This window comes from Achromobacter deleyi (genome assembly GCF_013116765.2).
GTDB lineage: Bacteria > Pseudomonadota > Gammaproteobacteria > Burkholderiales > Burkholderiaceae_B > Achromobacter > Achromobacter deleyi_A.
Genome location: NZ_CP074375.1, coordinates 1,595,132 through 1,621,864, shown reverse-complemented (window position 1 = coordinate 1,621,864; position 26,733 = coordinate 1,595,132). Strand labels below are relative to the sequence as shown.

25 protein-coding genes are annotated in these 26,733 nt (G+C 65.2%); 15 read left to right on the top strand and 10 right to left on the bottom strand.

The window, feature by feature from the left end; genetic code table 11:
- Positions 1-3 precede the first annotated feature (3 nt).
- The 10 genes from HLG70_RS07355 to HLG70_RS07310 form a co-directional block, all read right to left on the bottom strand.
- A complete protein-coding gene (locus HLG70_RS07355; RefSeq protein WP_234102991.1) occupies positions 4-891 on the bottom strand; it encodes a DUF4434 domain-containing protein in 888 nt (295 codons plus the stop codon).
- Between the two features lie 360 nt (positions 892-1,251).
- Entirely contained in the window at positions 1,252-1,638 is a 387-nt protein-coding gene (locus tag HLG70_RS07350) for a YkvA family protein (RefSeq protein ID WP_171662393.1), read from the bottom strand.
- Between the two features lie 167 nt (positions 1,639-1,805).
- Positions 1,806-2,858, bottom strand: coding sequence for an alpha/beta hydrolase (locus HLG70_RS07345; RefSeq protein WP_419144810.1), 1,053 nt, complete (start codon positions 2,856-2,858; stop codon positions 1,806-1,808).
- Positions 2,859-2,916: 58 nt separating this feature from the next.
- Positions 2,917-4,002, bottom strand: coding sequence for an alpha/beta hydrolase (locus HLG70_RS07340; protein WP_171662395.1), 1,086 nt, complete (start codon positions 4,000-4,002; stop codon positions 2,917-2,919).
- 2 nt (positions 4,003-4,004) lie between these two features.
- A complete protein-coding gene (locus tag HLG70_RS07335; protein ID WP_171662396.1) occupies positions 4,005-4,772 on the bottom strand; it encodes a carboxymuconolactone decarboxylase family protein in 768 nt (255 codons plus the stop codon).
- Entirely contained in the window at positions 4,750-5,220 is a 471-nt protein-coding gene (locus HLG70_RS07330) for a (R)-mandelonitrile lyase (RefSeq protein ID WP_171662397.1), read from the bottom strand. Before HLG70_RS07330 ends, HLG70_RS07335 begins: the two co-directional genes overlap by 23 nt.
- A 149-nt stretch (positions 5,221-5,369) precedes the next feature.
- On the bottom strand, positions 5,370-6,326 hold the full coding sequence (locus HLG70_RS07325; protein ID WP_171662398.1) for a LysR family transcriptional regulator: 957 nt from the start codon (positions 6,324-6,326) through the stop codon (positions 5,370-5,372).
- 420 nt (positions 6,327-6,746) lie between these two features.
- The gene (locus tag HLG70_RS07320; RefSeq protein WP_171662399.1) at positions 6,747-8,483 is read right to left on the bottom strand and encodes a SulP family inorganic anion transporter; all 1,737 of its coding nucleotides are present in this window, start codon (positions 8,481-8,483) and stop codon (positions 6,747-6,749) included.
- A 66-nt stretch (positions 8,484-8,549) separates the two neighbouring features.
- On the bottom strand, positions 8,550-9,872 hold the full coding sequence (locus HLG70_RS07315) for a tetratricopeptide repeat protein (RefSeq protein ID WP_171662400.1): 1,323 nt from the start codon (positions 9,870-9,872) through the stop codon (positions 8,550-8,552).
- A gap of 143 nt (positions 9,873-10,015) precedes the next feature.
- Positions 10,016-10,810 carry an IclR family transcriptional regulator gene (locus HLG70_RS07310; RefSeq protein WP_171662401.1) on the bottom strand — a complete coding sequence of 265 codons (795 nt, stop codon included), beginning with the start codon at positions 10,808-10,810 and terminating at the stop codon, positions 10,016-10,018.
- Between the two features lie 112 nt (positions 10,811-10,922).
- Here HLG70_RS07310 and HLG70_RS07305 point away from each other — a divergent pair, with 112 nt between their 5' ends.
- The 15 genes from HLG70_RS07305 (at position 10,923) to arsH (ending at position 26,660) form a co-directional block, all read left to right on the top strand.
- Entirely contained in the window at positions 10,923-12,161 is a 1,239-nt protein-coding gene (locus tag HLG70_RS07305; RefSeq protein ID WP_234102981.1) for a CaiB/BaiF CoA transferase family protein, read from the top strand.
- On the top strand, positions 12,158-13,396 hold the full coding sequence (locus tag HLG70_RS07300; RefSeq protein ID WP_171662403.1) for a CaiB/BaiF CoA transferase family protein: 1,239 nt from the start codon (positions 12,158-12,160) through the stop codon (positions 13,394-13,396). Before HLG70_RS07305 ends, HLG70_RS07300 begins: the two co-directional genes overlap by 4 nt.
- Positions 13,393-14,739 carry an MmgE/PrpD family protein gene (locus HLG70_RS07295; protein ID WP_171662404.1) on the top strand — a complete coding sequence of 449 codons (1,347 nt, stop codon included), beginning with the start codon at positions 13,393-13,395 and terminating at the stop codon, positions 14,737-14,739. The genes HLG70_RS07300 and HLG70_RS07295 overlap by 4 nt, the downstream gene beginning before the upstream one ends.
- A gap of 25 nt (positions 14,740-14,764) precedes the next feature.
- Entirely contained in the window at positions 14,765-15,541 is a 777-nt protein-coding gene (locus HLG70_RS07290; RefSeq protein WP_171662405.1) for an enoyl-CoA hydratase/isomerase family protein, read from the top strand.
- Positions 15,542-15,559: 18 nt separating this feature from the next.
- Positions 15,560-16,705 (top strand): thiolase family protein, encoded by a 1,146-nt coding sequence (locus HLG70_RS07285; protein WP_171662406.1) that lies wholly within the window; start codon positions 15,560-15,562, stop codon positions 16,703-16,705.
- Positions 16,706-16,722: 17 nt separating this feature from the next.
- Entirely contained in the window at positions 16,723-17,145 is a 423-nt protein-coding gene (locus HLG70_RS07280; protein ID WP_171662407.1) for a Zn-ribbon domain-containing OB-fold protein, read from the top strand.
- A gap of 27 nt (positions 17,146-17,172) precedes the next feature.
- Complete coding sequence (locus HLG70_RS07275; protein WP_171662408.1) at positions 17,173-18,360, top strand: acyl-CoA dehydrogenase family protein; 1,188 nt, start codon at positions 17,173-17,175, stop codon at positions 18,358-18,360.
- Positions 18,361-18,445: 85 nt separating this feature from the next.
- Positions 18,446-19,447: a Bug family tripartite tricarboxylate transporter substrate binding protein gene (locus tag HLG70_RS07270; RefSeq protein WP_171662409.1), complete on the top strand. Its 1,002-nt coding sequence runs from the start codon at positions 18,446-18,448 to the stop codon at positions 19,445-19,447.
- 13 nt (positions 19,448-19,460) lie between these two features.
- Positions 19,461-20,609 (top strand): 2-methylaconitate cis-trans isomerase PrpF family protein, encoded by a 1,149-nt coding sequence (locus HLG70_RS07265; protein WP_171662410.1) that lies wholly within the window; start codon positions 19,461-19,463, stop codon positions 20,607-20,609.
- The gene (locus tag HLG70_RS07260) at positions 20,606-21,793 is read left to right on the top strand and encodes an iron-containing alcohol dehydrogenase (protein ID WP_171662411.1); all 1,188 of its coding nucleotides are present in this window, start codon (positions 20,606-20,608) and stop codon (positions 21,791-21,793) included. The genes HLG70_RS07265 and HLG70_RS07260 overlap by 4 nt, the downstream gene beginning before the upstream one ends.
- Positions 21,794-21,820: 27 nt before the next feature.
- Positions 21,821-22,807: a Bug family tripartite tricarboxylate transporter substrate binding protein gene (locus HLG70_RS07255; RefSeq protein ID WP_171662412.1), complete on the top strand. Its 987-nt coding sequence runs from the start codon at positions 21,821-21,823 to the stop codon at positions 22,805-22,807.
- A gap of 264 nt (positions 22,808-23,071) precedes the next feature.
- A complete protein-coding gene (locus HLG70_RS07250) occupies positions 23,072-23,398 on the top strand; it encodes an ArsR/SmtB family transcription factor (protein ID WP_171662413.1) in 327 nt (108 codons plus the stop codon).
- 165 nt (positions 23,399-23,563) lie between these two features.
- Positions 23,564-24,643, top strand: a complete 1,080-nt coding sequence (gene arsB / locus HLG70_RS07240; protein WP_171662414.1) for an ACR3 family arsenite efflux transporter — start codon at positions 23,564-23,566, stop codon at positions 24,641-24,643.
- Positions 24,644-24,646: 3 nt separating this feature from the next.
- A complete protein-coding gene (locus HLG70_RS07235) occupies positions 24,647-25,858 on the top strand; it encodes an MFS transporter (protein WP_234102978.1) in 1,212 nt (403 codons plus the stop codon).
- 79 nt (positions 25,859-25,937) lie between these two features.
- Entirely contained in the window at positions 25,938-26,660 is a 723-nt protein-coding gene (gene arsH / locus HLG70_RS07230; RefSeq protein WP_171662415.1) for an arsenical resistance protein ArsH, read from the top strand.
- Positions 26,661-26,733: the final 73 nt, after the last annotated feature.

Genomic DNA, 26,733 nt, shown 5'->3' with positions numbered 1-26,733 from the left:
CGCCTAGCCGCGCAAGCGGTTCCAGGCCTTGAGCAACGCCCGCGCCTCCGGTGTGTCGCCGATTACCCACGGGTCGATCGCGAACGCGACCACGCGGCTCGCACCGTAGCCGCGCGCCACCTCGAACTGCTGCTTCACACGCTGGGCATCCGCGGACCTGGCCTTGAAATCCGTGCCGTCCTTCTTGCCGGTGGGCAGTTCCTCGAACAGTTCCAGGATCAGGTCAAACGGGACGCCTCGGGCCACCAGCATGTCGCGCAGCGGCGCCAGCGCCTGGTAGTTGGACATGCCGGCCACGCCCACGCCATCCTGGATCATAGGCCGCACGCGGGCGCTGTCGAGCACCACCTGCCAAAGTTTGACCAGGGTGCCTTCGGTCGGCAGGCGGCTGTAGTACGTGGAAATCGTGGGAACCTGGCCGCCCCGAGCAATCGCCGCCTGTGAATAGACAGACAGCCACGGCCCTAACAAGGCCAGACGCGCATCCGTTGCCCAGTTGTACTGCTCAAGCTCATACGGGATGTACCAGCCCCGGAAACCCTTGCGGGTGGGCCACGGCGCTGAGCCGATATAGGCTGCTCCGCGCTCGCCCGCCTGCTCCAGGAAGCGCGCCACCACCCGGTCATCTTGCGCGCCGAGCACGCTCCACCAGCGTTCGTCGTAAGGCAACCCTACATGTACGCCCATTCCCAGACGTTCGGCCTCGTCGAAGATCATGTGCATGAACGCATCGGAGGCCATCCATTGCTCATTGGGCCCGCCTTCCAGCCCCACCCACTGCAGGCATATCTCGCGGCAGCCCAACTGGCGGGTAACGTCCAAACGCCGGCGCCATTCATCACGGCCCAGGTCCAGGTGACTGCGCCAAAGCTGCACGAATGTGGTATCCATGGAAGGCGGCCTGGAGCAGGCAACGAGCGGCCCCAGTGCGCCCAGGACAAGAGCTTGCAGCAGTCGGCGGCGATACGCCGAGAGAGGCGATGAAGGGGCCAAAGAGACTATCCAGGACAAAGAGAGAACTGCGCCACGGCGATGAAAATTGCCTGGCTAACAGGCGCATTCGAGTGATGCGTTTCGAATTATGCCTTGCCAATCCCGAACGCAGGCGTGGAGCCAAGACATGCAAGCGCCCCATCCCAAGGCATCTGCCGCGTCAGCCGACAGGCGCACACGGCGGTGAATACGAAGTCATGCGGTAGAACTCCCCGAGGAGAAAATTCCACTTCTGGCTGCAACATGCTTGCGGGGGGATTACCGCAATAGCCAAAACCATGCTGCCACGCCAGCGCTCATCCACAACGCCACGATCAGCACCGCGCCCGCCCGGCTGCGGGGCTTCGAACCGGCCGAATCCATCCATGCCTCTGCCTGGCGCCTGCATTCGGCAAGAACGTCCGGCGGCAAGAGTCTGATGGCCAGGTAGATCAATCCTGGCAGCAATAGGACGTCATCGACGTACCCCAATACAGGTATGAAGTCGGGAATCAAATCGATCGGGCTTAGCGCATAGGCAACCACGAACACGCCGACCGCTTTGGCGTGCCAAGGCGTCCCAGGGTGCTTGCCTGCGAACCAGAGGGTCAAGCCGTCTCGCTTGATGCGCCTGGCCCAGGCTTTCAGCCGTTCACTGAATGTCATGACGTTGCCGTGGTGTTCGAGCGGGATCTGTGCATCCTATTTTAGGAGCATTCCTCTGCGACGGCCGATCCATACTTGTGCTCGGATCGGCCGTGCTTGGTTTGCCCCAGGGCCGTTGAACCGCCGGGTATGCAGCCGCCCTCCTCGCCCGCGCCTTCGCCGCTGCCTTACAGAGTCTTGGCGAAGAAGGTCGTCAGCTTGCCCATGGCCGCATCGACATACTTGGGAACCCAGTAGGTCTCGATATGGGTGGCGCCTTCGATCTTGAACAGCTCCTTGTCCTTTGTGCCCGATGCCCTGACGAAGGCATCTTCGGTCATGTACAGGCTATCGGCCTTGGTGCCCGCGATCATCAGCAGTGGCTTGTCTATCAGCTCGATCCGGTCGGTAGCATCCCAGCGCATCAGGTCCAGCAGGCTGCTCGTGGTGTACTTGAACGTCGAGCCGGGGTGCGCGTGCGTGCGCCAGTAATATTCGTAGCCTTGGCGGTACATCTCGAATGGCAGCGCGGCGATCTGCTCGTCCGTCATGTCCGCGTCGCCCGAATAGAGCACTTTGCCGCCAGCGGCTTCCTGGGCACGCGCGGCTGAGGCCAGCTGCAATCGTTCCTGGATGGTGTTCAGTTGCGAATCCGCGAAACCGTTACGGCGCACGCGGCCCGAGTTGAACATGCTGAGCGTAGCGATCGCCTTGAAGCGCTTGTCGCTTTGCGCCGCAGCCAGTGTGTAGCCCCCACCGCCGCATATGCCAAGCACACCCAGGCGGTCTTTGTCGACGCCTGCGTACTGGGTGATGAAGTCTGCCGCGCCGTGGATATCCTCAATACGGTTGGCGGGCTTGTCGACATTGCGCGGTTCGCCGCCGCTGCCGCCCTGGTAGGCCGCGTCCATTGCGATCGTGATGTAGCCCTTTTCGGCCAGACGCTGGGCATACAGACCTGCGACCTGCTCCTTGACCCCTCCGTTGGGGTGCGCCACGACGATCGCCGGATACTTCCGCTTCGGATCGTAGTTCGCGGGGGTGTAGACGTTGGCAACGATGTCCAGGCCGTTCAGCTTGTATTTGACGGGGTGGATGTTGACGTTGCCCGGCTCGTTCTTCGTGATCGCGCCCTGGTAGGCCAAAGTGAACGGGTTTTTCTTGTAGTCGTCGGCCAGGGCTGCTGCGCCCGGGGCGCCGACCATGGCGGCCATGAGGGTGGCCTTCATTACGGTGCGCATCATGTTGAATTCTCCGTGAAACGTGCAATTGAGGCTTGGCGCGGGATCAGGAGCCGCGTCAGTCCAGCTTCTTGTCGGCCAGGAACCGCGAGACCAGGTCGGCGATCTGGACGTTGTTGAGGTCTGACATCAGGAAATGCGTATTGCCCTGGATGCCGATCGCCGGCAGATGAACCAGTTGCGCGTCGCCACCGTGTCTGTTGACGGCGTCGACCCAAAGCCTGGCCATGGCCAGGCGCACGCGCCAGTTGTCCTGGCCGCGTTCCGCGGTCGGTTCGGTTGGAAAGTTGTCGCCGTAGTAGATGACGATCGGGATACGCGTGAGCTTCTGGAAGTCGGCCAGGGGCACCGACTCGGGTGTCAATGTCCCCGCCGCGCTGGGCATGGCATCGGGCACTTCGCCTTCGGGGAAGATGAACCCGCTGCCGGGCTCAAACGCGACAATTCCCTTGACGTTCCGGCTCTTGATCGCCGTGAGCCAGCCCGGGCCGCCTGCCTGCGAGTGCGAGAACAGGATGCCGGGCCCTGTTTTCTCGAACAGTGCAGCCATGGCGTCCGAGATCACGCCGGGATCGTAAGGCCCGGTGTTGGGCGTGACCGAGCGAAGGAACTGGTCCAGCGTCTCGGGCCTGCGGTCGAACTGTGCGTTGTCGAAGTAGTTCGGCCACTTGCCGAGCCGGAATTGATCGAAGAAGAGTTGATCGAAGGGAATGGGCTCGATCGTCGCCGCCACGGTGCTGTTACCGGCCCTGCCGCGACGAGGCTGATCGACCAGATAGACCGGAAAGCCTCGGCGCAAGAAGAGGGTCTGAAAGCCCTGACGGCCATCCGGCGTGGTTTCCCAACTGCGCCCCGACTGGAAGGCGCCGTGCAACATGACGATGGGCAGCGGCTTGGGGTTCTGCGGGATTTGATAGAACGCGTAGAGGTGGTCTCCATGGAACGACTGCCCCGCGGCGGTGGGGTGGTTGTTGTCGTACGTGCCGGGCGTGCGCACGACCGTCCCGCCCACAGTGAAACTCCCCTGCTCCTGTATCACCAGCGGGCCATCGGAGACGGACCTGCTGTCGAGCTCGGGCAGGGCCGCGCAAGTGGCGAATGAGGTCAGTGTCATGGCGGTCAGAAGGGTCTTGGCAGCTTTCATGCTCAGCCTCCCGAGGCGGCGGCAAGCGCCTCTTGCAATGCGTGCCCGGCGCGCGTGGCCGCATCCGCATCGCCGCGTTCAGCCAGCACCTGCGTCAACTGGCGTAACTGCGCGGGGGTGAGGCCCATGCGCATGCTGGCGCGCATGTGCGAGCGCAGTTGCGCTTCTACGCCCGGCATGGCGGCCAGCGCGCCGACGGTGGCCAGCTCGCGGCTTTGCCAGTCCAGGTTGTCACGTTCGAAGATGGCGCCGAACAGGTGCGCTTGAAGGTATTCATTGATGACCGGGGCGAATTCCGTCACGGCGTTCTTGACCGGACCGCCGGAAATCTTCGTCTGGTTGGCTGTGCCGACCGTGAGCAGTTCGTCGCCCGTGGGAATGGCGCGGCTGGGTTCGCGGCCCGGTGCGTCATGGATGCCGCGCTGCTTGCGGGCTTCGACGACCTTCAGCAGTTCGCCCAGTGCGTTCAGACTCTTGGGGAAACCGGCGTAGGCATAGAGCTGCACCAGCACTTCCCTGCCCTCGCTGATGGTGAGGCCTGCATCCAGGCCCTGGTTCAGCGCCGCATTGAGCCGGGGCATGTCGCTCGCCGCCATGAAGGACGCGATCAGCGGGATGGCCTGCTGCCTGGCGGACAGCGTTTCCGAGGGGGCTTGGGTGGGCGTCATGGCAGCTTGTGCTTGCACGGTGTTCTGCGAGGCGCCGCCGGCCACGCCCAGCACCAGGGCGAGCGCGGCGGCTGCGCGCTTAGCGGGCCTGGTTCTGATCATCGCTCACCAGCTCCTTCCAGTCCGCGCTCTTGCCGTCCTTGACATAGGCGATCGCCAGGTGACGCATGCCATTGTCTTCTGCCGCGCCGTGCCAGTGCTTGACGTCAGCCTTGATCCACACCACATCGCCGGCCTTGATCTCGCGCCGCGACTGCCCTTCTTCCTGCACCCAGCCCTTGCCATCGGTGACGATGAGCAACTGACCGACCGGATGCGTGTGCCACGCGGTGCGCGCGCCCGGCGCGAAATCGACCATGCCGACGCTGCCGTGCCTGGCGCTGTCGCCTGCCGATTTAATGTCCACGGCCACATGGCCGCTGAAGTTCTGCGCCGCGCCCAAGGTCGTCGGCGTGGCGCCCGCGGGCGTGATCTGGACACCCTGCGCGTGCGCCGTTGCGGCGCCCATCATGGCGACCGCCGTACCGGCGGCGATGAGGTTCGTTTTCATGGAGTTCCTTCCTGTGATTCGCGCGATGCGCATGGAACCATGCGGGTGCCGGGCGCAATCTGTGTCGGGGAAGGAAATCGTATAGCGGGGAATTGTTTTGATTAAGGCCTAGAATCCGCATTCAGTCTTGAGCGGAATTCAGTAATGCACTAGTCCATGGCGGGCGCGGCCTGCGAGGCGGAGTCGTCTTTCGGCGTGGCTGGCTTGCGGGGAGACTCCCGATAGCGCAGCGCATCCACGATAACGGCCAGTGCGCCGGAGGACTGCCGGCGGCTGGGGTAGTACAGATGGTAGCCCGTGTAGGGTTGGCACCAGTCGTCAAGCACGCGCACCAACCGGCCCTCGGCGATATGGTCAGCCACCGCGTCCTCCGGCAGGAATCCCAGGCCCTGCCCCGCCAGGGCGGCGCGCACGATAGGCGAGATGCTGTTGTAGATCCACTGCCCGGTCACGCGCACCTTGAGCTCACGCTTGCCTTTGCGGAAGTCCCAAACCATCAGCCCGCCATGAGTAGGCAGGCGCAGGTTGATGCAGTTGTGACCGGCCAGGTCGTGGGGGGTCTTCGGTTTGGCTTTACCGGCGAAGTAGTCTGGCGAACCCACCACCGCGATGCGCATGTCAGGGCTGATGCGCACCGCGATCATGTCCTTGGCCAGCTCGTCCCCCAAGCGCACGCCAGCGTCGTAGCGGTCGGACACGATGTCCGAGCGGCTGTAATCCACGGTGACTTCCACCGTGATGTCGGGGTAGTCGGGGAGGATTTTTGAGAGCTTGGGCCAGAGGATGGCCGTGGCTGCGTGTTCTGCAGTGGTAATGCGCACGGTGCCCGCTGGCTTCTTGCGCTGCTCGGCGGCCGCCAACAGTTCCGCGTCTATCTCTTCGAAACGCGGCGCGGTGCTTTCGTACAGGCGCGCGCCCGCCTCCGTTACGGAGACGCTGCGGGTGGTGCGGGTCAGCAGCCGAACGTCCATGCGCGTCTCCAATGCCCGCACCGAATGACTGACGGCGGATGGGGAAACGCCCAACTGCGCGGCGGCGCGGGTAAAGCTGCCTTCGCGCGCTACGTGGATAAAGGCCAGCAGGTCGGTGTAGCCGTCTCGCGACATTGTTGAATCCAACTCAAGTCAGTGTGTCGATTATCCCGGTTTATCGACAAAGTGTCGCGCCGCTGCGTGGTTGAGCGCCATGAGAAAGACGGATCGCCTGATTCTGCCGCGCGCAACAGCAATGCTGGCCGGCCAAAGGAACTAATTCCCATCCGTCCGATCAATTCAGCTTCCCGTAAGTATGTCTTCAACCTCACTCAGGGTAAGCAGCGTCATGTTAGGAATAGGAATATCTTTGGCCGTACTCGGCGCAGTTTGTTTTCATGCTGCCCTCAGCTCGCGTCGGGCGGGATGCGACCGTCGCGATTCGTTGGTGCTATCCGGGCTTGGCGCGCTCTCGGCTACGGGCAGCCTCCCCTTTCTCCTCTGACGCTCCTTCGCACCCGCCAGCGCCAGGGGGCCGGGGAGAATGCCGGTGCGCTAGACCTTCGTTTTCCTGGCGTGCTCACTTTCCAGATAGTCTTCCACGGCGCTGCCCACCGTGGGGTGGAACCGGTCGTCGCTGAAGATCTCGGTCAGCTCGAAGCGCTTGAGCTTGTCGCGGACCGGGTCTTTCATCTCGGCGAAATGGAGTGCGACGCCCTCCTTCGCCAGATTCCGGCTCAGTTCGCGCAGCATGTCTGCTGAGGTGACGTCGACGCTGGTGACGGGCTCGGCCGCCACCACCACGCGTCGCACCGGCGTCGGCGACGCCCCTACGGCTTCCATCAGCCGTTGCTGGAACAGTTCGGCATTGGCGAAGAACAGCGGCGCATCCCAGCGGAACAGCACCAGGCCGTCGATCAGCGCCGCATGCGGGTAGCGTTTGAGGTCATGGTAACCACGCAGATTGGGCACGCGGCCGAGTACCGCGAAATGCGGTCTCCAGCCGTCCCACAGGAATTCGATGATGGCGATGACCACGGCCAGGCAGATGCCGGGAATCGCGCCGAACACGGCCACGGCGGCAAAGCACAGCATGGACAGCCAGAACTCCCACTGCTGGATGCGGTAGATGCGCCGCAGGTCCTTGAATTCGAACAGACCGATGGCGGCGGCGATCACCACGGCGGCCAGCGCGCTGTTCGGCAGGTAGCGCAGCAGGTTCGGCGCGGCCAGCAGCAAGACGGCCACGGCCACTGCGCCCACGACGCCTGTGAGCTGGGTGCGCGAGCCCGCCGCCTCCGCCACCGGGGTGCGCGACGCGCTGCTGCTGATCGGAAAGCCCTGGAAGAAGCCGGCCGCCAGGTTGGCCACGCCCAGCCCCACCATTTCCTGGTTCGGATCCACGCGCGTATGGATGCGCGCGGCATAGGTGCGCGATAGCACGCTGGTATCCGCGAACGAGATCATCGCCACCGCGCAGCCGCCAAGCACGATCTTGACCATGTCTGCGTCGCTGAGCCACGGCCACGCGAAGCTCGGCAGCCCCTGCGGGATCTCACCCAGCACTTTCACGCCCTGGGCATCCAGCCGGAAGACGCTGACCGCCAGCGTGGCCAGGATCACCGCAATCAGGATGCCCGGCAAGCGTTCAAATCGCTTGAGCAGCAGGATCACCGCCAGGCTCGCGGCGCCCACCGCGAAGCTGTAGTAGTGGACCTCGCCGGCGCCCACCGCCCTGGCAAGTTGCCACAGTTCGCGCAGCGGCCCGGCATCTTCGATCGGGACCGCGAGCAGCTTGGGCAACTGGCTTACCAGTACGGTCAGCGCGATACCGTTCATGTAGCCATAGCGGATCGGCTTGGACAGCAGCTCGGTGATGAAGCCGAGCCGCATCAGCCCCAGCACGATGCAGAACAGGCCTGAGACGATGGCCATCAGGCTGGCCGCAGCCACCGCGCGCATCGGATCGCCGCCAGAGACGCTGAGCACCACGGCCAGGATCGGCGCGGCGAGCGCGGAGTCCGGCCCCAGCACCAGAATTCTGCTCGGGCCGAACAGCGCATAAGCCAGCAGCGGGATGATCGTGGCGTACAGACCGTAGACGCCCGGCACGCCCGACGCCTCGGCGTAGGCGATGCCGACCGGCACCAGCATGGTCGTCAGGACCAGGCCGGCGGCCAGGTCCCGTGGGAGCCAGGCGGCCTTGTACGAGCGCAGTACCGTCAGTCCGGGCAGCCAGCGCAGCCATTGCGAAGCAGGAGTGTCGACCGGGGTGGGCGTAACTGAAGCCATGGAACGTCTTTATTGGAGAGTCGAACGCCACGGCGTGGACGCGAGAAGGCCGGGCCATGGCCGACTCTATAGCGCCGCCGCCCGCGCGGCAAGCTTCTGATTGCCTTCGCTGGCGGGTTTCAAGGCGATGCGTTCGGCTGTCAGTACTTTGGCCAGGGTGCGGGCTCCATCGCGCAAGGCTGCTTCTACCAGGGTCAGCGCCAGCACATCGCGCTGGGCGTGGCTGCCGCCGAAGCGATGCGCGATCAGACGCACGTCTCGCAGCAGATCCACGGTCAGCGCGTAATCCTCGCGCACGAAGGCCACCAGCGCGTGCGCCACGGGCAGGCCGACGTCGCGCGTCATCATCGCATTGGTGCCGCCGCCTTCCGCGGCCTCTTCCATGGACTCGATCAATCGCTGCGCGGCCGCGCCATCACCCGCGCCCAGGTGGGCCATCAAGGCATGCACGTCGTTGAATGCGTAGTACCCCGTTCCTCCGCGCTGTTGCCAGACGGCGGACAGCTGGCGCCAGCGCGATGCCACGTCGATACCGCGCAGCAGCAGGCGCCACAGCATGGCGGAAGCATCGACCAGGTCCAGGACCTGCCCGGTGGATGATTCGCGCAGCCGGTTGTCGTACAGATCCAGGACTTCGGCTATCTCCTCGCGGTCCAGGTGAAACAGCGCCAGGTGCCACCAGTTGTGAATGGAAAGCATGTTGTCGGCGGACCAGTCTTCACGGCGTCCCTTCAGCCATGCGATGCCCTCCTCCACCCGCCCCTGCATCTCCAGGACATGGGCTACCGCATGTACGGCCCAGGGATCGCGGGCATTGAGCTCCAGCGCGCGCCGGCCCTGGGCCTCGGCCTGGGCATAGAGATTGGTTTCCTCGAGGCCGAATGCATGCATGCCCAGCACGTAGCCATAGTCCGGCATCTGCCTGTTCCAGGCGGGAAGAATGCCGGCCACCCGGTCGCGCAGCATGGCCGAGCGGCCCAGCAGGAAGTCGCCGATATGGCCGACCTGCAGGGCCAGCGTGTCGTGCGGGTAGTCGATGAGAATGTCGGCATAGCGCCGCAGGGAAGTCGAGAACTCGCCGTTCAACCAGGCGCGCGCGGCGGCGGTGTGGCGCCGTTCGCGCTCGTTGGCGATGTCGTGCAGGCCCTCGGCGGCCTCCACGCTTTCGCGCAGGAGCGGTTCGACGCACTGGTCGCTGGCGGTGATCATCATGCCGGCGCGCAACACATGACCCATGACGAACATGGGGTCGTTGGCCAGCGCCTCGTCGATGATCCCCACCGGGTCACCGTAATAACCGTGGAACAGAGTCTGTGCTCGTTCGTAGGCGGCCAGGGATGCTGGTTCATCAGTGGAAATGGGGTTACCCCGCACATCGCTCAGCGCCATGATGCTCTCCGCCGGTGCCGCCCCGCGACGGCATCTGACGATGTAAGCACGGATACCGTACAGCGGCAAAGTGCAACTGCGCTAGTACGCCTGGACTTGTTGCCGGCGGTCGGCGTCGGCTCCAGGCTTTCCAAAATGCCTGCTCAGGGCTCGGCCGCCAATTGGGCCTCTACCGCCACCACCGCTTCCGCAATGTAACCGGCCACCAGCGCGCTGCGGTGCTGGTCCAGCCGTGGCGCGATCGTCGCCACGCTGATCGCGGCAATGGCGGTGCCGTCCGGTCTTCGGATGGGCACGGCCGCGGTTCGCACCCCCGGGATTTCCAGCACGTCCTTTAGCGCGTAGCCCCGCGTCCGGGCGTCCGCGATATCCCTCCTCAAGTCGTCTTCGCTGTAGCGGGGAAACCTGTCCTTGGTTCGCTCGGCGTTGATGTCGCATATGCGCTGAACCTCCAGATCCGGCAATGCGGACAGGATGGCCAGGCTGCCCCCGCCCACGGTCAACGGGCGCCGGCGCCCCACGTCCAGGACAAAGGCCTTGATCGGGAAGTTGCCCTCGGCGCGGTCCATGCATACGCCGTCGAAATTGGACCGTTCGATAAGAAATACGGTGTCTCCGGTCTGGTCCGCGATGACCCGCAGGAATGGGCGGCAGATGTCCCGCAGGGCCAGTTTGGGCGCGGCCGCGATCCCCATTTCGTACATCGCAGCGCCCAGGTAGTAGCGCTTGCTTGTGGTGTCCTGGCGCAGCATCCGCTCCGCCAGCAACCCCTGCAGGATGCGGTGGACGGTTGGCTTTTCGACCCCGCTCATGCGGTGCAGATCGGTCAGGCGCAGGCCGGTCCTGTTGTGCGTGGTGACAAGGCGCAAAAGCGCCATGGCCCGGCGCAGCACCTGTGTGCCAGCGGCGGTTTCGCGGGACGGCAATTCGATGGGCATGAGTTTCACCATATGGACCAAAATCTGCTGTGGGACCGTTTTCAAGCGGCACCTTACTGCTTAGAGTGTGATGGTGCAACAGATTTGAACGGTCCACTATATGGAACAGCAGATGATCAGGGAGACGGCGTTACACGGTTTGCGGGTGCTGGACCTGTGCGGTCATGCGACGCAATACTGCGGCAGGATGCTGGCGCAACTGGGCGCCGATGTGGTGCTCGTGGAACCGCCGGGCGGCGCCTCGACACGGCGCGAGGGTCCATTCCTGGAACAGCGCCCTCACCCCGAACGCAGCCTGCCCTTTGCCTACTTCAACCAGGGCAAGCGCGGCATGTGCCTGGATCTCGAGCAGGCCCAAGGACAGTCGTTGCTGCGCGAACTCGCCCGCAGCGCGGACATCCTGATCGAGGCCGAACCGGCAGGCCTCATGGAACGGCGCGGCCTGGGTTATGACGATCTCAAGAAGATCAACCCGGGCCTGGTCATGACCCGCATCACGGCCTTTGGCCAGTCCGGACCCTATGCGCACTACGCGGCCGACGACCTGGTGGCACTGGCGATGGGCGGACTCCTGTACCTGGGCGGATATCCCGATAGCGAACCCTTGGCCGCGTACGGGCATCAGGCCTATCTGGCCGCGGCGCAGTTCGCGGCCGTGGGGTCCTTGATCGCGCTATGGAGCTGTGAAGACGGCGGCGGACAGGGGCAGCAGGTCGATGTGTCGATGCAGGAATGCGTCGCCATGGCGCTGGAGAACGCGGTGCAGTTCGTCGACCTGGAAGACACGGTGCGCAGGCGCAATGGCGGCCTGCAGCGCCAGGCGGGCACCGGCGTATTTGCCTGCTCCGATGGCATGGTCTATCTGATGGCCGGAGGGATCGCGGCCAATCGCTTTTGGTCCGCGACCACGGACTGGCTGGTGGATGTCGGCGCCCCGGGCGCGCAAGCATTGCGCGAGGAGCGCTGGGGCGATATGGCCTATCTTGCCAGCGACGAGGCCAAGGAACGCTTCGAGGCCATATTCCTTCCTTATGCGGCCACCCGGACGAAGGCCGAACTCTATGAGGAAGGCCAGCGCAGGCGCATTCCGATCTGCCCGGTCAGCACCAGCGCCGATCTGCTGGTCAACGAGCAACTCAGGCACCGCCGTTTTTTCCAGGACGATGCGCCGCACCCTTACAGTGGCGCCCTCCTCGCGCTGCCTGGCGCACCCTATCGGCTCACCGGCACGCCTTGGCAGGCGGGGCGTCCCGCGCCTCGCCTGGGCGAACACACCAGCCAGATACTCGAGACGCTGGGATATGAATGGCAGGCGCAACAGGTGTTGCTGCGTGCGGGAGTCACCGGATGAAACACGAGCACCTGAACAGCGCAGGCCCCCTGGCGGGGATCACGGTAATCGACTTTACCTGGATCGGAGCCGGATCCTTCACCACCAAGCTGCTTGCGGATTTTGGCGCCGACGTGATCAAGATCGAAAGCGCCGATCGCCTGGATTCTCTGCGCGAGGCAAAGCCGTTCAAGGACGGGCGCGCCGGCGTCAATCGCAGCGGCTACTTCGCAGACCGCAACTCCAGCAAGCGCAGCATCACGCTGAATCTGAAACGTCCAGAAGCGCGTGCCCTGGCACTGCGCCTGGTCAAGGACGCCGACGTCGTGGCGAACAACTTCACGCCTGGAACCATGGAGCGGTTGGGACTGGGATACGAGGCGCTGCGCGAGATCAACCCGAGCATGGTCTATCTGGCCATGTCCATGCAAGGCGACAGCGGACCGCAGGCCAACTACCTGGGTTACGGGCTGACCATGGGTGCGGTGACCGGCCTGCAGTTCCTTTGCGGCAAGCCCGGTCGTCCGCCAGCGGGCACTGGCACCAACTTTCCCGATCACATCCCCAATCCCACCCACGCGGCATTTGCCGTGCTGGCCGCGCTGCGCCATCGGCGGCGTACCGGGAAGGGACAGTACATCGACGTGGCCCAGATAGAACCCACCATCGCCCTGCTGGGACCGGCGGTGATGGATTACACGGCCAATGGCCAGGTGGCCCAGCCGCGAGGCAACGCCCAGGACGATTGGGCGCCACAGGGCGTATATCCCGCATCCGGAGAGGACCGCTGGGTTGCGATATCCGCCGCCACCGACGACCAGTGGCTGGCATTGCGCCGCGCGCTGGGCGATCCGCCGGAGCTTGCAAAGCCGGAATACGGGCATGCCCTGGGCCGCTGGCAGGCGCGCGGTGACATTGATCGGGCGCTAGCGCGCTCCACGGCTTCCTGGGAGGCGCCTGCCCTCATGCGCGTCCTGCAGGCGGCAGGGGTGCCGGCTGGCATCGTGGCCGACGCCGCCGACGTCCTGCGCCACGATCCCCAACTCCAGGAACGCGGGCACTGGCGCCGGGTCGTTCATCCCGAGATGGGGGAAACGGTGTATAGCGCACCGCCTTTCAAGCTTTCCCGGACCCCCGGCGATGTCCTGCGGCCCGCGCCATTGCTGGGCGAACACACCGAAGAAGTCTGCCGGGAGCGGCTGGGGATCGATGCGGCTCAAGTCGCCATGCTTCGCGAACAGGGAGTGCTTCGATGACCGCCGCCGAGCTGATTGCTGCTTTTTCCGTCCGGTTCGATCCGGCGATGGTCTCGCCGGAACTGCGCCAGCGCTGCGCGCGATCGTTGCTGGACACCTACGCCGTGGGCGTCGCGGGCCGCTCGGAGCCTGCCGCGCTCCGGGCCAGGACTTATCTGGCCACGCTGGGCGCGGGCGAGCAAGCCGCGCTTTGGGGGCAGGAAGAGCGGGCGCCGGTGGAGTCCGCCGCGCTCTACAACGGCATCGCCGCCCACGTCCTGGACTATGACGACGTGACCTCGCCGCTGCGCGGCCATCCCAGCGTGGTGCTGTGGCCCGCCCTGCTGGCGCTTGGCGAATGCGAAGGGCTGCCGATGAGGCGCCTGATGTCGGCATATGTGGTTGGTTTCGAGGTGATATGCAAGCTGGCGCGTGCAATCGCGGTCGAGCATTACGCGCGCGGCTGGCACGCCACCGCCAGCATAGGTGTGATCGGGGCGGCCGCCGCGTGCGCGCATCTTTTGAGTCTGACCGCGACGCAAACCGCCCATGCAGTCGGGCTGGCGGTAGCGCAGGCGGCCGGGACGCGAGCCAATTTCGGCGCCGACGCCAAATCCTTCCAGGCGGGCCAGGCCAATGCGGCCGCCGTGCGCGCCGCTCGGCTGGCGCAAGCCGGGTTCACGGCTTCGCCCGACAGCATGGGAAACGCTCAAGGCTATTCCGTGCTCTACGGCCAGGGCCAGGATCTGGCTCCCGCCCTGGGATGTCTTGGCCAGGCGCCGCTCGAGCTCATCGCCAGCGGTATAGACGTCAAGAAGTATCCGCTGTGCTATGCGACCCACCGCACGCTCGACGCGCTCCTGGCCTTGCGTGCCGATCATGGCTTGACCCTTGAGAGCGTTGACCGCGTGGAAATCGAAACCAGCCCCGGGGCGCTGGTGCCCCTTATCCACCACCGGCCGGCCACGGGCCTGCAGGGCAAGTTCAGCATGGAATACGCCGTAGCCGCGGCGCTGGCCGATGGCCGGATCAACCTGGCAAGTTTCACGGACGAACAGGTGCGCCGCCCAGGGATTCAGGCCTTCCTGCCGCGCGTGCACGCCGAATGCGCGGCAGGCGCGGGCATTCTGCCGCGCTGGGCCAGTGTGCGCATCCATGAGCGTGGCGGCGCCTGCCATGTGCGCCGCGTCGAGGATTTGCGCGGCTCGTCCGCCCTGCCATTGAGCGATCAGGAATTGATGGACAAGGCCGCCGATTGCTACGCCTGGGCGCGCATGCGCGCCGATGTTCCCAAGCAGCTGTCCCTGGCCGGCGACCCCGACGCGGTCGTCGCCGATTTTCTTGCGCTAGTGCGGCCCGCATAGCGCATCCCTCAGCACTGGAGAAACCATGTCACTACAACTCGCCGTCGACGATGGCGTTGCGACGCTTACCTTGTCGCGGCCAGAAGCCATGAACGCGATCGATCCGGAAACCCGGGCTGAACTGCGCGGGGCCTGGGCCAGGATTGCCGCCGACGACAGCATCAGGGCCGTCATTCTGACGGGTTCGGGCGATAAGGCGTTCTGCACCGGATCCGACCTGAAGAAGACGATGCCGCCCAAGGAGAGCTTTGCCGAGCTGACATTCGGTCGCAGCCAATCCGACCACATCCTGGCGGGCATGGACATCGCCCAGCCCATCATCTGCGCCATCAACGGCCATGCGATTGGCGGCGGGCTGGAGCTGGCGCTGGCCTGCGACATTCGTATCGCCGCCGAGAACGCCAGCTTCGGGCTGTCGGAGGTGCGGCTGGGGAGCATACCGGGCGGCGGCGGCACGCAGCGACTGCCACGGACGATAGGCGCGTCCAGCGCCATGCTGCTGCTCTTGACCGGAGATCGCGTCGATGCGCAGGAGGCGCTGCGGCTCGGGCTGGTAAGCCAGGTGACGGCCCCTCAGGACCTGATCAAAACCGCGACCGGAATTGCGCGGCGCATCGCGGCAAATGCCCCGTTGGCGGTGCGGGCGGTGAAGCGCCTGGTGCGCGAAGGCATGGACATGCCATTGGAGGGCGCCATCGGCCTGGAACGCTACGCCTTCGGCTTGCTGCGCGATACGGAAGACCGGATCGAGGGGCGCCGCGCATTCCAGGAGAAACGCGCACCCGATTTTCGCGGTCGCTGAATTCAAAAGGGAGGACACATGAGTTCACTAAGCAATAAGGTTGCCATTGTCGGCGTCGGCGCCACGCCTCAGGGAAAACTGCCGGGATCGACGCCGGTAAGCCTGGCCACCGAGGCGTTTCGCCGGGCGCTGGACGATGCGGGCCTGCAAAAAGGCCAGATCGACGGCTTGTTGACGATGCCGGGCACGACGTCGCCGGAAGGTTCGCTCAACTATCTGCGCATGGGCGAAACGCTGGGCATAGACCCGCGATACACCGGCAGCATGACGATGGGCGGCGGTACCGGCGGCGCGCTGATTCAGAACGCCGCCCTGGCGATCGAGGCAGGCATGGCCGATTACGTGGCCTGCGTCTTCGCCGATACCGCGCGCACGGGAAACTATCGTTTCAACCGTTCCTCCGGCTGGGGAGACCCCTGGGGCATCTGGGGCATGTTCGGCGCGGCCGCCAATAGCGCGATCGCCGCCAGCCGCCACATGGCGCTGTATGGGACGACCAGCCGGCAGCTGGGGGAAGTCGCGGTCGCCTGCCGCCGCCATGCCTCCCTCAATCCAGATGCGGTCATGCGTGACCCGATCACCATCGAGGACCATCAGGCATCGCGCTGGATTGTCGAGCCCTTCCATTTGCTGGATTGCTGCCTGATCAGCGACGGCGGCGTTTGCGTGATCCTGACTTCCGCCGAACGGGCGCGTGACCTGCGCCAACCGGTAGTCAAGATCGCCGGCCTGGGTCAGGCATACACCACGCAGAACATGGAACGAGAAGATTGGTGGTACGTGCCGCATCAGAAGGAGGCGCTGCAGCGCGCCTATTCCATGGCGGGGGTCGGACCAAAGGACATCGATGTCGCCCAGCTCTATGACAACTTCAGCATGAGCGTGCTTCTTTGGCTGGAGCATGGGGGTTTTTGCGGCACGGGCGAAAGCGGCCCGTTCGTCGAGGGCGGCCGTATCCAGCTGGGCGGCGAGTTGCCCGTGAACACGGCGGGCGGCAACCTCTCCGAGTCCTATATGGAAGGCTGGCTGCACATCGTCGAAGGTGTGCGCCAGATGCGGGGCGCATGCGGCCCGCGCCAGGTGGAAGGCGCCAACACGTGCCTGGTGACGGGGCGAGGCATGACGCTGAACTGCTCCAACGCCATGGTCCTGCAAGCCGGCTGAGCCAGAGGAAATCCGACATGAGCCAACAAAACAGCGCCTACACGAAGCCCCTCCCCTCTATCGAGGAATGGAATCGCCCCTTCTGGGAAGCCGCGCGCGACGGCATGCTGAAACTGCAGCAGTGCGGCGATTGCGGCCATATCCGCTCGCCCATCAACCACGTATGCCCCCGATGCCTCTCGGAGCGCCATGAGTGGGTTCGCCTGAGCGGGCGAGGCACCGTGCTCTCGACCATCGTGTTTCATCAGGTGTACCACCCCGCCTTTGCCGGCGACGTGCCCTACAACGTCTCGCTGATCCAGCTGGAGGAAGGGCCGCGGCTGCTCAGCAATGTCGTGGGGCTGCCTCCTTCCGAGGTGCGCGTCGGCGACGCGGTGCAGGCCGCCTTCGACGCGGTCACGCCGGAAGTGACGATTCCGCGGTTTCGCCGCGCCGGTTGAGCCGATGAACGCAAGACAAGGATGAACATGGATTTCTCTTTACCTGACACCGTAGGCATGATCCGCGATACGGTACGCACGTTCACGCAGCGCGAGCTGATCCCGCAGGAGCCGCTGATCATTCGCCGGGAGGCCGAGCGCGGACTGGGCGACGATCCGCTCATTCCGCCAGAGCTGGACAAGACCCTGCAGGCCAAGGCGCGCGAAGTCGGCCTTTGGGGCATAGACGTACCCGAGGAGTTCGGGGGCCAGGAATTCGGGATGCTGGCCAAGTGCGTCGTGATCGAGCAGCTGAAGCACTCGATCGTGCCTTTCGTTCCGCCGCCTGACAGCCCCAATCTCTACCTGCTCAAGGCCCTGTGCAAGGGGGCGCAGATAGACCGGTATCTCCTGCCCTACGCCAATGGAGAAAAGAAGAGCTGCATTGCGCTGTCCGAAGAAGGGGCGGGTTCGGACGCAGGCAACATCAAGATGCGCGCGGAACGCAAGAACGGCAAGTGGGTGCTGAACGGCGCCAAGATGTGGATCAGCAACGCCCGCCGCGCCGATTTCATGATCGTGGTGGCAGTGACGGATCCCGCCCTCAAGTCGCGTGGGGGGATGACCGCGTTCCTGGTGGACAAGGGCACTCCCGGAGTCACCATTCCGACGTCGTACCCGATGATAGGCGAGTATCACCCCTATCAGGTCTTCTTCGACGACGTCATTCTGGACGACGAGCAGGTGCTGGGCGAAGTGGGCAATGCCTTTGTGCCCATCACCAACCGCCTGGGCGTACGGCGGCTCGATATTGCGGCCCGGTGCATCGGCTTGGCCAGCCGCTGCCTGGACATGATGGTCGAGCAGGCAAACAGCCGCCGCACCTTTGGCGCGCTCCTGGCGGACCGCCAGGCCATTCAGTGGTGGATTGCCGACAGCTACCAGGAAATCGAAATGGTCAGGCTGATGACCTACCGGCTGGCCTGGAAGATCGATCAGGGCGTGACCGATTTCCGCAGAGACGGTTCGATGGTCAAGGTGCAGGCGACGGAACTGATCCAGCGCGTGGTCGATCGGGCGATTCAGCTCTTCGGCGGCATGGGCCTGTCCAAGGAACTGCCATTGGAGTACATCGCCCGCATGTGCCGCGTATTGCGCATCGTGGAAGGCCCGAGCGAGGTGCATCGCTGGGTCATCGCCCGAGACCTGTTGCGCAACGGTGTTCCGAACTCATAAACAACAGCCCGCCCGGAGGGGGAAATCCCTCCACGCGGCGCCGCCTCCGCAGAGAGGCGCGCCGCCCACACCAAAGGAGACGTCCATGTCGTACACGAGAATCCTGCGCCGACCAGTGCTGCAATTCCTGGCGGCCGTCACCCTGGCCGCCCCGCTGGCCACCGCTGCTTGGGCGCAGTCCGCCAAATTCCCTGACCGCCCGCTGAGCCTCGTGGTTCCCTATGCGCCAGGCGCGACCACCGATCAGATTGCGCGCGCCGTTGCCGATCGCATGGGCCGCGAGTTGGGACAGACCGTGGTGGTGGAAAACCGCGCGGGCGGAAACGGCATCATTGCCGCGACCCACATCGCCCAATCCAGGCCGGACGGCTATGCGATGTTGCTGTCCAGCGATTCGACGTCGGTCTTGAACCCGATGCTCTATCACCGGCTTTCGTACAACGCGGACCGCGATCTGAGGGCGGTGGCCCTGCTGTCGGATCTTCCGGTCATCATGATGGTCAATCCGAAGCTGCCGGTGAGCAACCTGTCCGAATTCGTGGCGTACGCCAAGGCGCACCCGGGAAAAATCAACTACTCCTCCACCGGCAATGGCGGCACGTTTCACCTGGCTGGAGAGCTGTTCAGCCAGGCCGCCGGGATAGAAATCACGCACATTCCCTACAAGGGCGGCGCGCCCGCCCTGCAGGCTTTGATGGCAAATGAGGTGCAAGCCCTCTTTGGCGTGGTTGGATCCGCCCTTCCGCAAATCCGGGCCGGGAAAGTGCGTCCGATGGCGGTTGCCACGCGCGAGCGCTTGCCGCTGCTTCCCGACGTGCCCACTTTTGCCGAGCTCGGTTTTCCGGACTACGTCGTGCTGGTTCGATATGGCCTGATGGTTCCCGCCGCCACGCCCGATGAGCACGTTGCCCGGTTGGCGTCCGCCGCCAACAAGGCCCTCGCGGAGCCGGCGCTACGCAAGACCTTCACGGACCTGGGTTTTATCCTGCCTGCCCAAAGCAGCCCCCAGGCCTATTCAGCGCTGATCCAATCCGATCGCGCCCTTTGGGCCGACCTGATCCAGCGCAAGCAAATCTCGCTTGATTGATGAGGGGAATGCCATGTTGAACCTTCCTCCCCCGCTGCCGTTCGTCCTGATGCGAGGCGGCACCAGCAAGGGGGTGTTTCTGCGTGCCAGCGATGTCCCGCAGGATCGGGCCGCTCTCGCCGATTTGCTCCTGAGAATCTTCGGCAGCCCGGACCGCCGCCAGATCGACGGTCTGGGCGGCGCCGACAAGCTCACCAGCAAGGCAGCCATCATCGGGCCGCCGGTGCGCGCGGACAGCGACGTGAGCTATCTGTTTGGCCAGGTAGGCATCCTGGCGCCGGAAGTCGACTTCAACCTCAATTGCGGCAATCTGACTGCCGCGGTAGGGGTCTACGCCATCGAAGAAGGACTGGTGCCGGCCGAGAATGGCCATACGCTGGTGCGGGTGCATAACCTGAACACCGACCGGATCGTGCATGTGCGCGTGCCCGTCTCGGCCAGCCTGGCGCAGACCGAAGGATCGTGCGCGATCGACGGCGTGCCGGGTACGGGCGCGGCGATTGAACTGGATTTTTCGCGGGCGACGGGAGCAATCACGGGAAAGCTCCTTCCGCTGGGCGCTCCGTTGACCCGGTTGGAAGTCGAAGGCATTGGCGCCGTGGAGGTCTCCGTAGTTGATGGAGCCAATCTGGTGGTCTATATACACGCGTCGAGCCTGGGCTTGAACGGCACCGAGGAACCTGGGGCCATCGACGGGAATGCGGCGCTGAAGGCGCGCATGAATGCCATCCGCCGCAATGTCGCGCATCGGGTCGGTCTTGGGGATTATTGGAATGCGCGGCAGGCGCCGTCGACCCCGATGCTCGTGATTCTGCAATCCCCGCGCGACTACTCCACTTGCACGGATGGACGCCTGATCCCGGCAACGGCGCAGGACCTGGTCTGCCGGCAGTTCGCGTCGGGGTCCACGAGCAAAACGTTGGCGGCCACGGTCACGGCCACGACCGGCATGGCCTGCGGCATTGCCGGCACGCTGCCCGCCCGCATGCTGCGGCGGCCTGTGCCATGCGAGCTCGCGTTTGGGCACCCGTCCGGCCTCATCCACGTCGACGCTCATGTGCGGCCCGAGGGCGAGGAATGGCGGGTGGAACGCGCCGCGATCGTGCGCACCGCGCGCCGCATCGCCGAGGGCCGCGTCTACCCTTGCGGCGGCACGCGATGATGGCCAACTACCACAGCCGTAGCCACGCCTTGCGCGTTCACGCCGGGGTGGGCGCCCTGGACGAACTGGAAAACGAACTGAGGCAGGCGGGGGTTGGGCGCGCCCTGCTGCTGACCGGCAGAACGGTCGCGAAGGACCAGGCCTGGATGGACGATCTGCAACGCCAGTCGGGCGGCCGCATCGCGGGACTGTTCTGCGGCATTGGCAAGGAGGCGCCATTGGAGGATCTGCAAGGCGCGGTTTGCCGTGCGCGTGAGATCCAGGCGGACGGACTGATCGCCCTGGGGGCGGGCAGCGTCATCAAGGCGGCCCGGGTCGTGGCCATCCTGCTTGCCGAGCCCGGCCCGGTAGACGCCCTGGTAACGCAGTATCCCGCCGGGGGGGCGGCTGTCAGCCCCCGTTTGCTTGCTCCCAAACTACCCATCTTCAATATCTTGACCGCACCGACCTCGGCGCAGGCGCGCGGAGGCAGCGCGGTGCTGGGTGGCGGGACCCGCCTGGAGTTCTTCGACCCCAAGACGCGGCCTCGCTGCGTATTCTGGGATACGCGGGCGCTGGCCAGCGCGCCGCCGTCGCTCGCCGTGCGCACCAGTTTCACGGTCTATTGGCGCGCGCTGATGAGCATGGCCAGCGTGGCCCGGGCGAATCCCCTGGTGCAGGCCAGCCGGCGGCAGGCGTGGACGATCGCGCAGAAGGCATTTGCCAGCCAGCGCCCTTTCACCCCCGACGTTCTGCTGGACCTGTGCGCGGCGGCGTTGCTGCAGAACCGGGATGAGGATGATGGCGGCAGGCCGATGGACGCGCATTCGATTGCCAGCCAGGCCTACGCGCTGGCCGCGGCCGTGTTCCATGTCTGCCCGCAGGTCAGCCAGGCGGATGCCTACGCGGCCTTGACCCCGGCCATCATTCAGCTGGCTCCCGATAGCGCGGATGAACTATTGGCCGGTCTGGCCCAGGCCCTGGGCGGTTCGCCCGATCGTGCCAGCCTTGCCGCCCGCCTGCGCCGCGAGTGGCGGCAATGGGGGCTGTCGACGGCGTTGGATCGATTGGGTGTGCGAGAGGCGCACTGGCCCGCGATCCGCCAGATAGCCAGCCACAACTTCAATGCCGATCGCGATGGCCAATTTGCAGCACAAGCCGGCCGGATGCGCGCGCTGTTTGACGCCGCCTTGACCGGCGCATAGGTATCACTACAACAAGGAGACAAAGACATGACCCTAAGCAGATTCTTCCGCAGCCTGACGGGCACACTGGCCGTCGCGGTTCTTATCCCCTCGGCCGGCGCACTGGCGTCAACCGCGGATTTTCCCAGCCGGCCGATAACAATGATCACGCCCTACCCTCCCGGCGCCAGCACGGACGCCCTGGCGCGTCTCGTCGCGCGCTCCGTCGGGCAGGAGCTGGGACAAACCGTCGTGGTCGAATCCAAGGCCGGCGCGGGCGGCACCATTGCGGCACAGCAGACAGCGCGGGCGGCGCCCGACGGCTACACCATGATGCTGACCGCCGGCGGGATCATGACCATCAACCCATCGGTCTACAAGAAGCTGCCCTACAACCCGGTCAAGGATTTCGCATCGCTGACCGTGGCGGTGCGGGTTCCGCTGGTGCTTGCGGTGCGCAGCGATTCCAGGTTCAAGTCCATGGCCGACGTCCAGGCCGCGGCCAAGGCCAATCCGGGCAAGCTCACCTATGGGTCCGCCGGCGTGGGCACGTCGCAGCATCTGGCGGGAGAGCTGTACAAGAACATGGCGAAGGTCGATATCCTGCATGTTCCCTATAAGGGCGGAGCTCCCGCCATGACCGACCTGCTGGGCGGACAGATCGACATGATGTTTGTCCAGATCCCATCGGCGGAACCGCAATTGCGGTCTGGCGCGATTCGCATCCTTTCCGTGGGCAGCCCGCAAAGAAGCCCGTCGTTGCCCACCGTACCGACCGTGGCCGAGAGCGGTCTTCCCGGATACGATTCGGACACCTGGTATGGATTCAACCTGCCTGCCGGTACGCCACCGGAGATCGTAAGCCGCCTGCACAGTGCGATCATCAAGGCGCTGGGCGAAAACGAGGCAAAGCTGACGGAGCTGGGATTTGTCAAAGTCGCCAGCACGCCGGAGCAGATGGACGCCACCGTCAAGGCGGAGATCGCCTCGTGGGAGCCCATCATCAGGGAGGCGGGATTCCTCGGGTCGCAGTGAACGTAGCAGCGGGCGTGGCCGCCCGCCGGCCCGCCCTTCACGCCTTTTTCTGAACCCGTGCTTCGGGCTGCCTCGCGGGCGCTGACCGAGTTCGTGCAAGACATGAAGCGCAGCGGCTTTTGTGCACGAGGCCTTGTCGCGGCATAGGATTCCGGGGGCAGCGGGTGGCGGAGGTCTCTGGCGATCCGGCGCAGGGCCGCGCCGGCGGTCAGTCAGCGCCGGAACGGCTTTTCGATGATTCAATAATCGTTGTATGATTGAATCATGAATGAAGATCAAGCCGTCTCCGCCCTCAATGCCCTGGCCCATGCCCAACGCCTGCGCGTGTTCCGCGCCCTGGTGGTTGCCGGGCTTGCCGGGCTTACTCCCAGCGTCCTGGCTGACCAGCTCGGCGTGGCGCGAAACACGCTGTCCTTCCATTTGAAGGAACTGGCCCACGCCGGACTCGTCACCGTCGAGCAGCAGGGCCGCAACCTGATCTACCGAGCCGATTTTTCCCGGATGAACGGCTTGCTCGGCTATCTCACCGAGCACTGTTGCCAAGGTGCCCCTTGCGAGGTTTCCGATCCCGAGGCCTGCACTTCCTGCTGACCGGCAATCGTCCGCGACGTGCCTCTCTTTCCTTCGCTGCTGCCGGAACCGACCATGCCCCACTCTTTCTTCAACATGTTGTTCCTCTTCCTGCGTCTTGAGCGCCTGGACGCCATGTCGCTCCAGGCCGGGCTGCGGGGCATCGGCAAGACACAGGAGTAGCCGATGTCATCCGGCACACAAGCGGCGCCTGCTCCGCGGCAGGCCCCCGCCATTGGCGCCTTCGAGCGCTACCTGACCTTGTGGGTCGTTCTCTGCATCGTGCTGGGAGTCGGGCTGGGGCAGTCCATGCCCGCGCTGTTCCAGGCCATAGGGCGCCTCGAAGTCGCACAGGTCAACCTGCCGGTCGGGCTCCTGATCTGGGTGATGATCATCCCGATGTTGCTCAAGGTGGACTTCGGGGCACTGGGCCAGGTCAGGCAGCATTGGCGCGGCATAGGGGTGACGCTGTTCATCAACTGGGCGGTAAAGCCGTTCTCCATGGCCTTGCTGGGCTGGCTGTTCATCCGGCAGGTCTTTTCCTCGTGGTTGCCTGCCGACCAGCTGGACAGCTACATCGCCGGATTGATCCTGTTGGCCGCCGCGCCCTGCACCGCCATGGTGTTCGTCTGGAGCCGGCTGACCGGTGGCGATCCCGTGTTTACGCTGTCCCAAGTCGCGCTGAACGACACGATCATGGTGTTCGCCTTTGCACCGTTGGTGGGCCTGTTGCTGGGGCTGTCGGCCATCACCGTGCCGTGGGACACGCTCTTGGTGTCGGTCGGACTGTACATCGTGATTCCGGTCGTGCTGGCGCAACTCTGGCGCCGCGCGCTCCTGCGCCGCGGGCAGGCAGCCTTGGAGGCGGCATTGGCGCGGATCGGGCCGTTTTCCATCGCCGCCCTCCTCCTGACGCTGGTGCTGCTGTTCGCGTTCCAGGGCGAAGCAATCATTCGCCAACCCCTGGTGATCGCCATGCTGGCGGTGCCGATCCTGATCCAGGTGTTCTTGAACTCCGGCCTGGCGTACTGGCTTAATCGCCGGGTCGGCGAGCGGCATTGCATCGCCGGTCCGTCCGCGTTGATCGGCGCGAGCAATTTCTTCGAGCTGGCCGTGGCCGCCGCCATCAGCCTGTTCGGGTTCCAGTCCGGCGCCGCCTTGGCGACGGTGGTTGGCGTGCTGATCGAGGTTCCCGTCATGTTGCTTGTGGTGCGCATCGTCAACCAGAGCAAGGCCTGGTACGAGGCCGGCGCCAGCCGGAGCTGATACGTGCCGCCGCTGCAGACCTCTGCCTCGCAATCCCGAGTGGTCGGCACCCTGGGCACGGCGCAAACGCTGGCCTGGGCGTCTTCATACTATCTGCCGGCGATGCTGGCGACGCCCATGGCCAGCGAGTTGGGCCTGCCGGCCCCGACTGTCTACGCGGCGTTTTCCGTTGCGCTCGTGGCGTCGGCCTTGATCGGCCCTTGGGCCGGCCACGCGATCGACCGGCACGGCGGCCGGGCCGTTCTGACGGGAACCAGCCTGCTGTTCGCGTCTGGGCTTGCGATGCTGGGATTGGCGCAAGGCCCGTGGTCGATGTTCGCCGCCTGGCTGGTGATTGGCGTTGCGATGGGGGCGGGTCTTTACGAAGCCGCATTTTCCAGCCTGGTCCGCCTGTATGGTCTTCACGCCCGGGGCGCCATCACCGGCATCACATTGATAGCGGGCTTCGCCAGCACCGTCGGATGGCCCATGTCTGCCTGGATGGAGACCGAGTTCGGCTGGCGCGGGGCTTGTTTCGGCTGGGCCGCCCTGCACCTGCTGATAGGGCTGCCGCTCAATGCCTGGCTTCCCAGGGCGTCCGTGGGCTTGCCGGTGGAAAGGCCCGTCACCCACGAGTCGCGCCCTGTTGATGCTCCCCTTCCGGCAAAGCCGGAGTCTCCTGGCCTGACCACTGCCCTGCTCGCCTTTGTATTCGCCGCGACCTGGTTCATCAGCACGGCGATGGCGACGCACCTGCCGCGGATGCTGGAAGCCACGGGCGCCAGCCTGGCCGCGGCGGTCGGCGTCGGCGCGCTGATCGGCCCGGCCCAGGTTGCCGGCCGCGTGCTGGAGTTCAGCTTTCTGCGCGGCGTGCATCCGCTACTGTCGGCGCGCCTGGCGGCGCTCGCCCATCCGGCGGGCGTGGCGATATTGCTGATGGCTGGGCCGGCGTTTGCACCGGCCTTCGCGATCCTGCACGGGGCCGGCAACGGCATCCTGACCATTGCCAAGGGCACGCTGCCGCTCGTTCTTTTCGGCACGCAAGGCTACGGCGCGCGCCAGGGCTGGCTGATGATGCCGGCCCGCGTCGCGCAGGCGCTGGCTCCCTTCCTCTTTGGGCTGGCCCTGGATGCCTGGGGCGCGAATGCCCTCTGGCTGTCCGGTGCGCTGGGATCCGCCGCATTCGGCGCGCTGATCGTGCTGCGGGCGCGTCCGACGCCCGTCAGGCCTGCCTGACCATTTTTTCCAACACATCCAGAGGCTCTTATGAGTGCAGTCATGATTCACCACCATCCCGCCTGCGGGAGTTCGCGCCATGCCTGAGCTCCTTGTCGACCTGCCCAACGTAGATCCGGCGCTGTTTGACCGGCCGGACACCGCCGAGCTGTTTTCGCCCAAGCGGGCCACTCACGCCCCGCGCATCCTGCTGCTGTATGGTTCGCTGCGGCAGCGATCCTACAGCCGCCTGGTCGCCGAGGAGGCGGCCCGGCTGCTCCAGGCGCTGGGCGCCGAGACGCGAACGTTCAACCCTTCGGGCCTGCCGCTGGTCGATGATGCAACGGATGACCACCCCAAGGTTCGCGAGCTCCGGGAACTGGTGCAGTGGGCCGAGGGCATGGTCTGGAGCTCACCGGAACGCCATGGCGCCATGAGCGGCCTGATGAAGACGCAGATCGACTGGATTCCGCTGTCCGTGGGGGCCGTGCGTCCCACTCAGGGAAAGACGCTTGCCGTCATGCAGGTCTCGGGCGGATCCCAGTCCTTCAATGCCCTGAACCAGATGCGCGTGCTGGGTCGCTGGATGCGCATGCTGACCATCCCCAATCAGTCCTCGGTGGCGAAGGCTTACCAGGAATTCGATGAAGCCGGGCGGATGAAGCCGTCGCCCTACTACGATCGGGTGGTCGATGTGGTCGAAGAACTCATGAAGTTCACGCTGCTTACGCGCGACGCGGCCCCTTATCTGGTGGACCGCTACAGCGAGCGCAAGGAAACCGCCGAGGCGCTATCGAAGCGGATGAAGCAGCAGGCCATCTGAACTGACGATCCTTCCGGATGGACGCCGGCTGCGCCGGCAGGCAGCCCTGGTGCATCCGTTCCAGTCCAGCCGC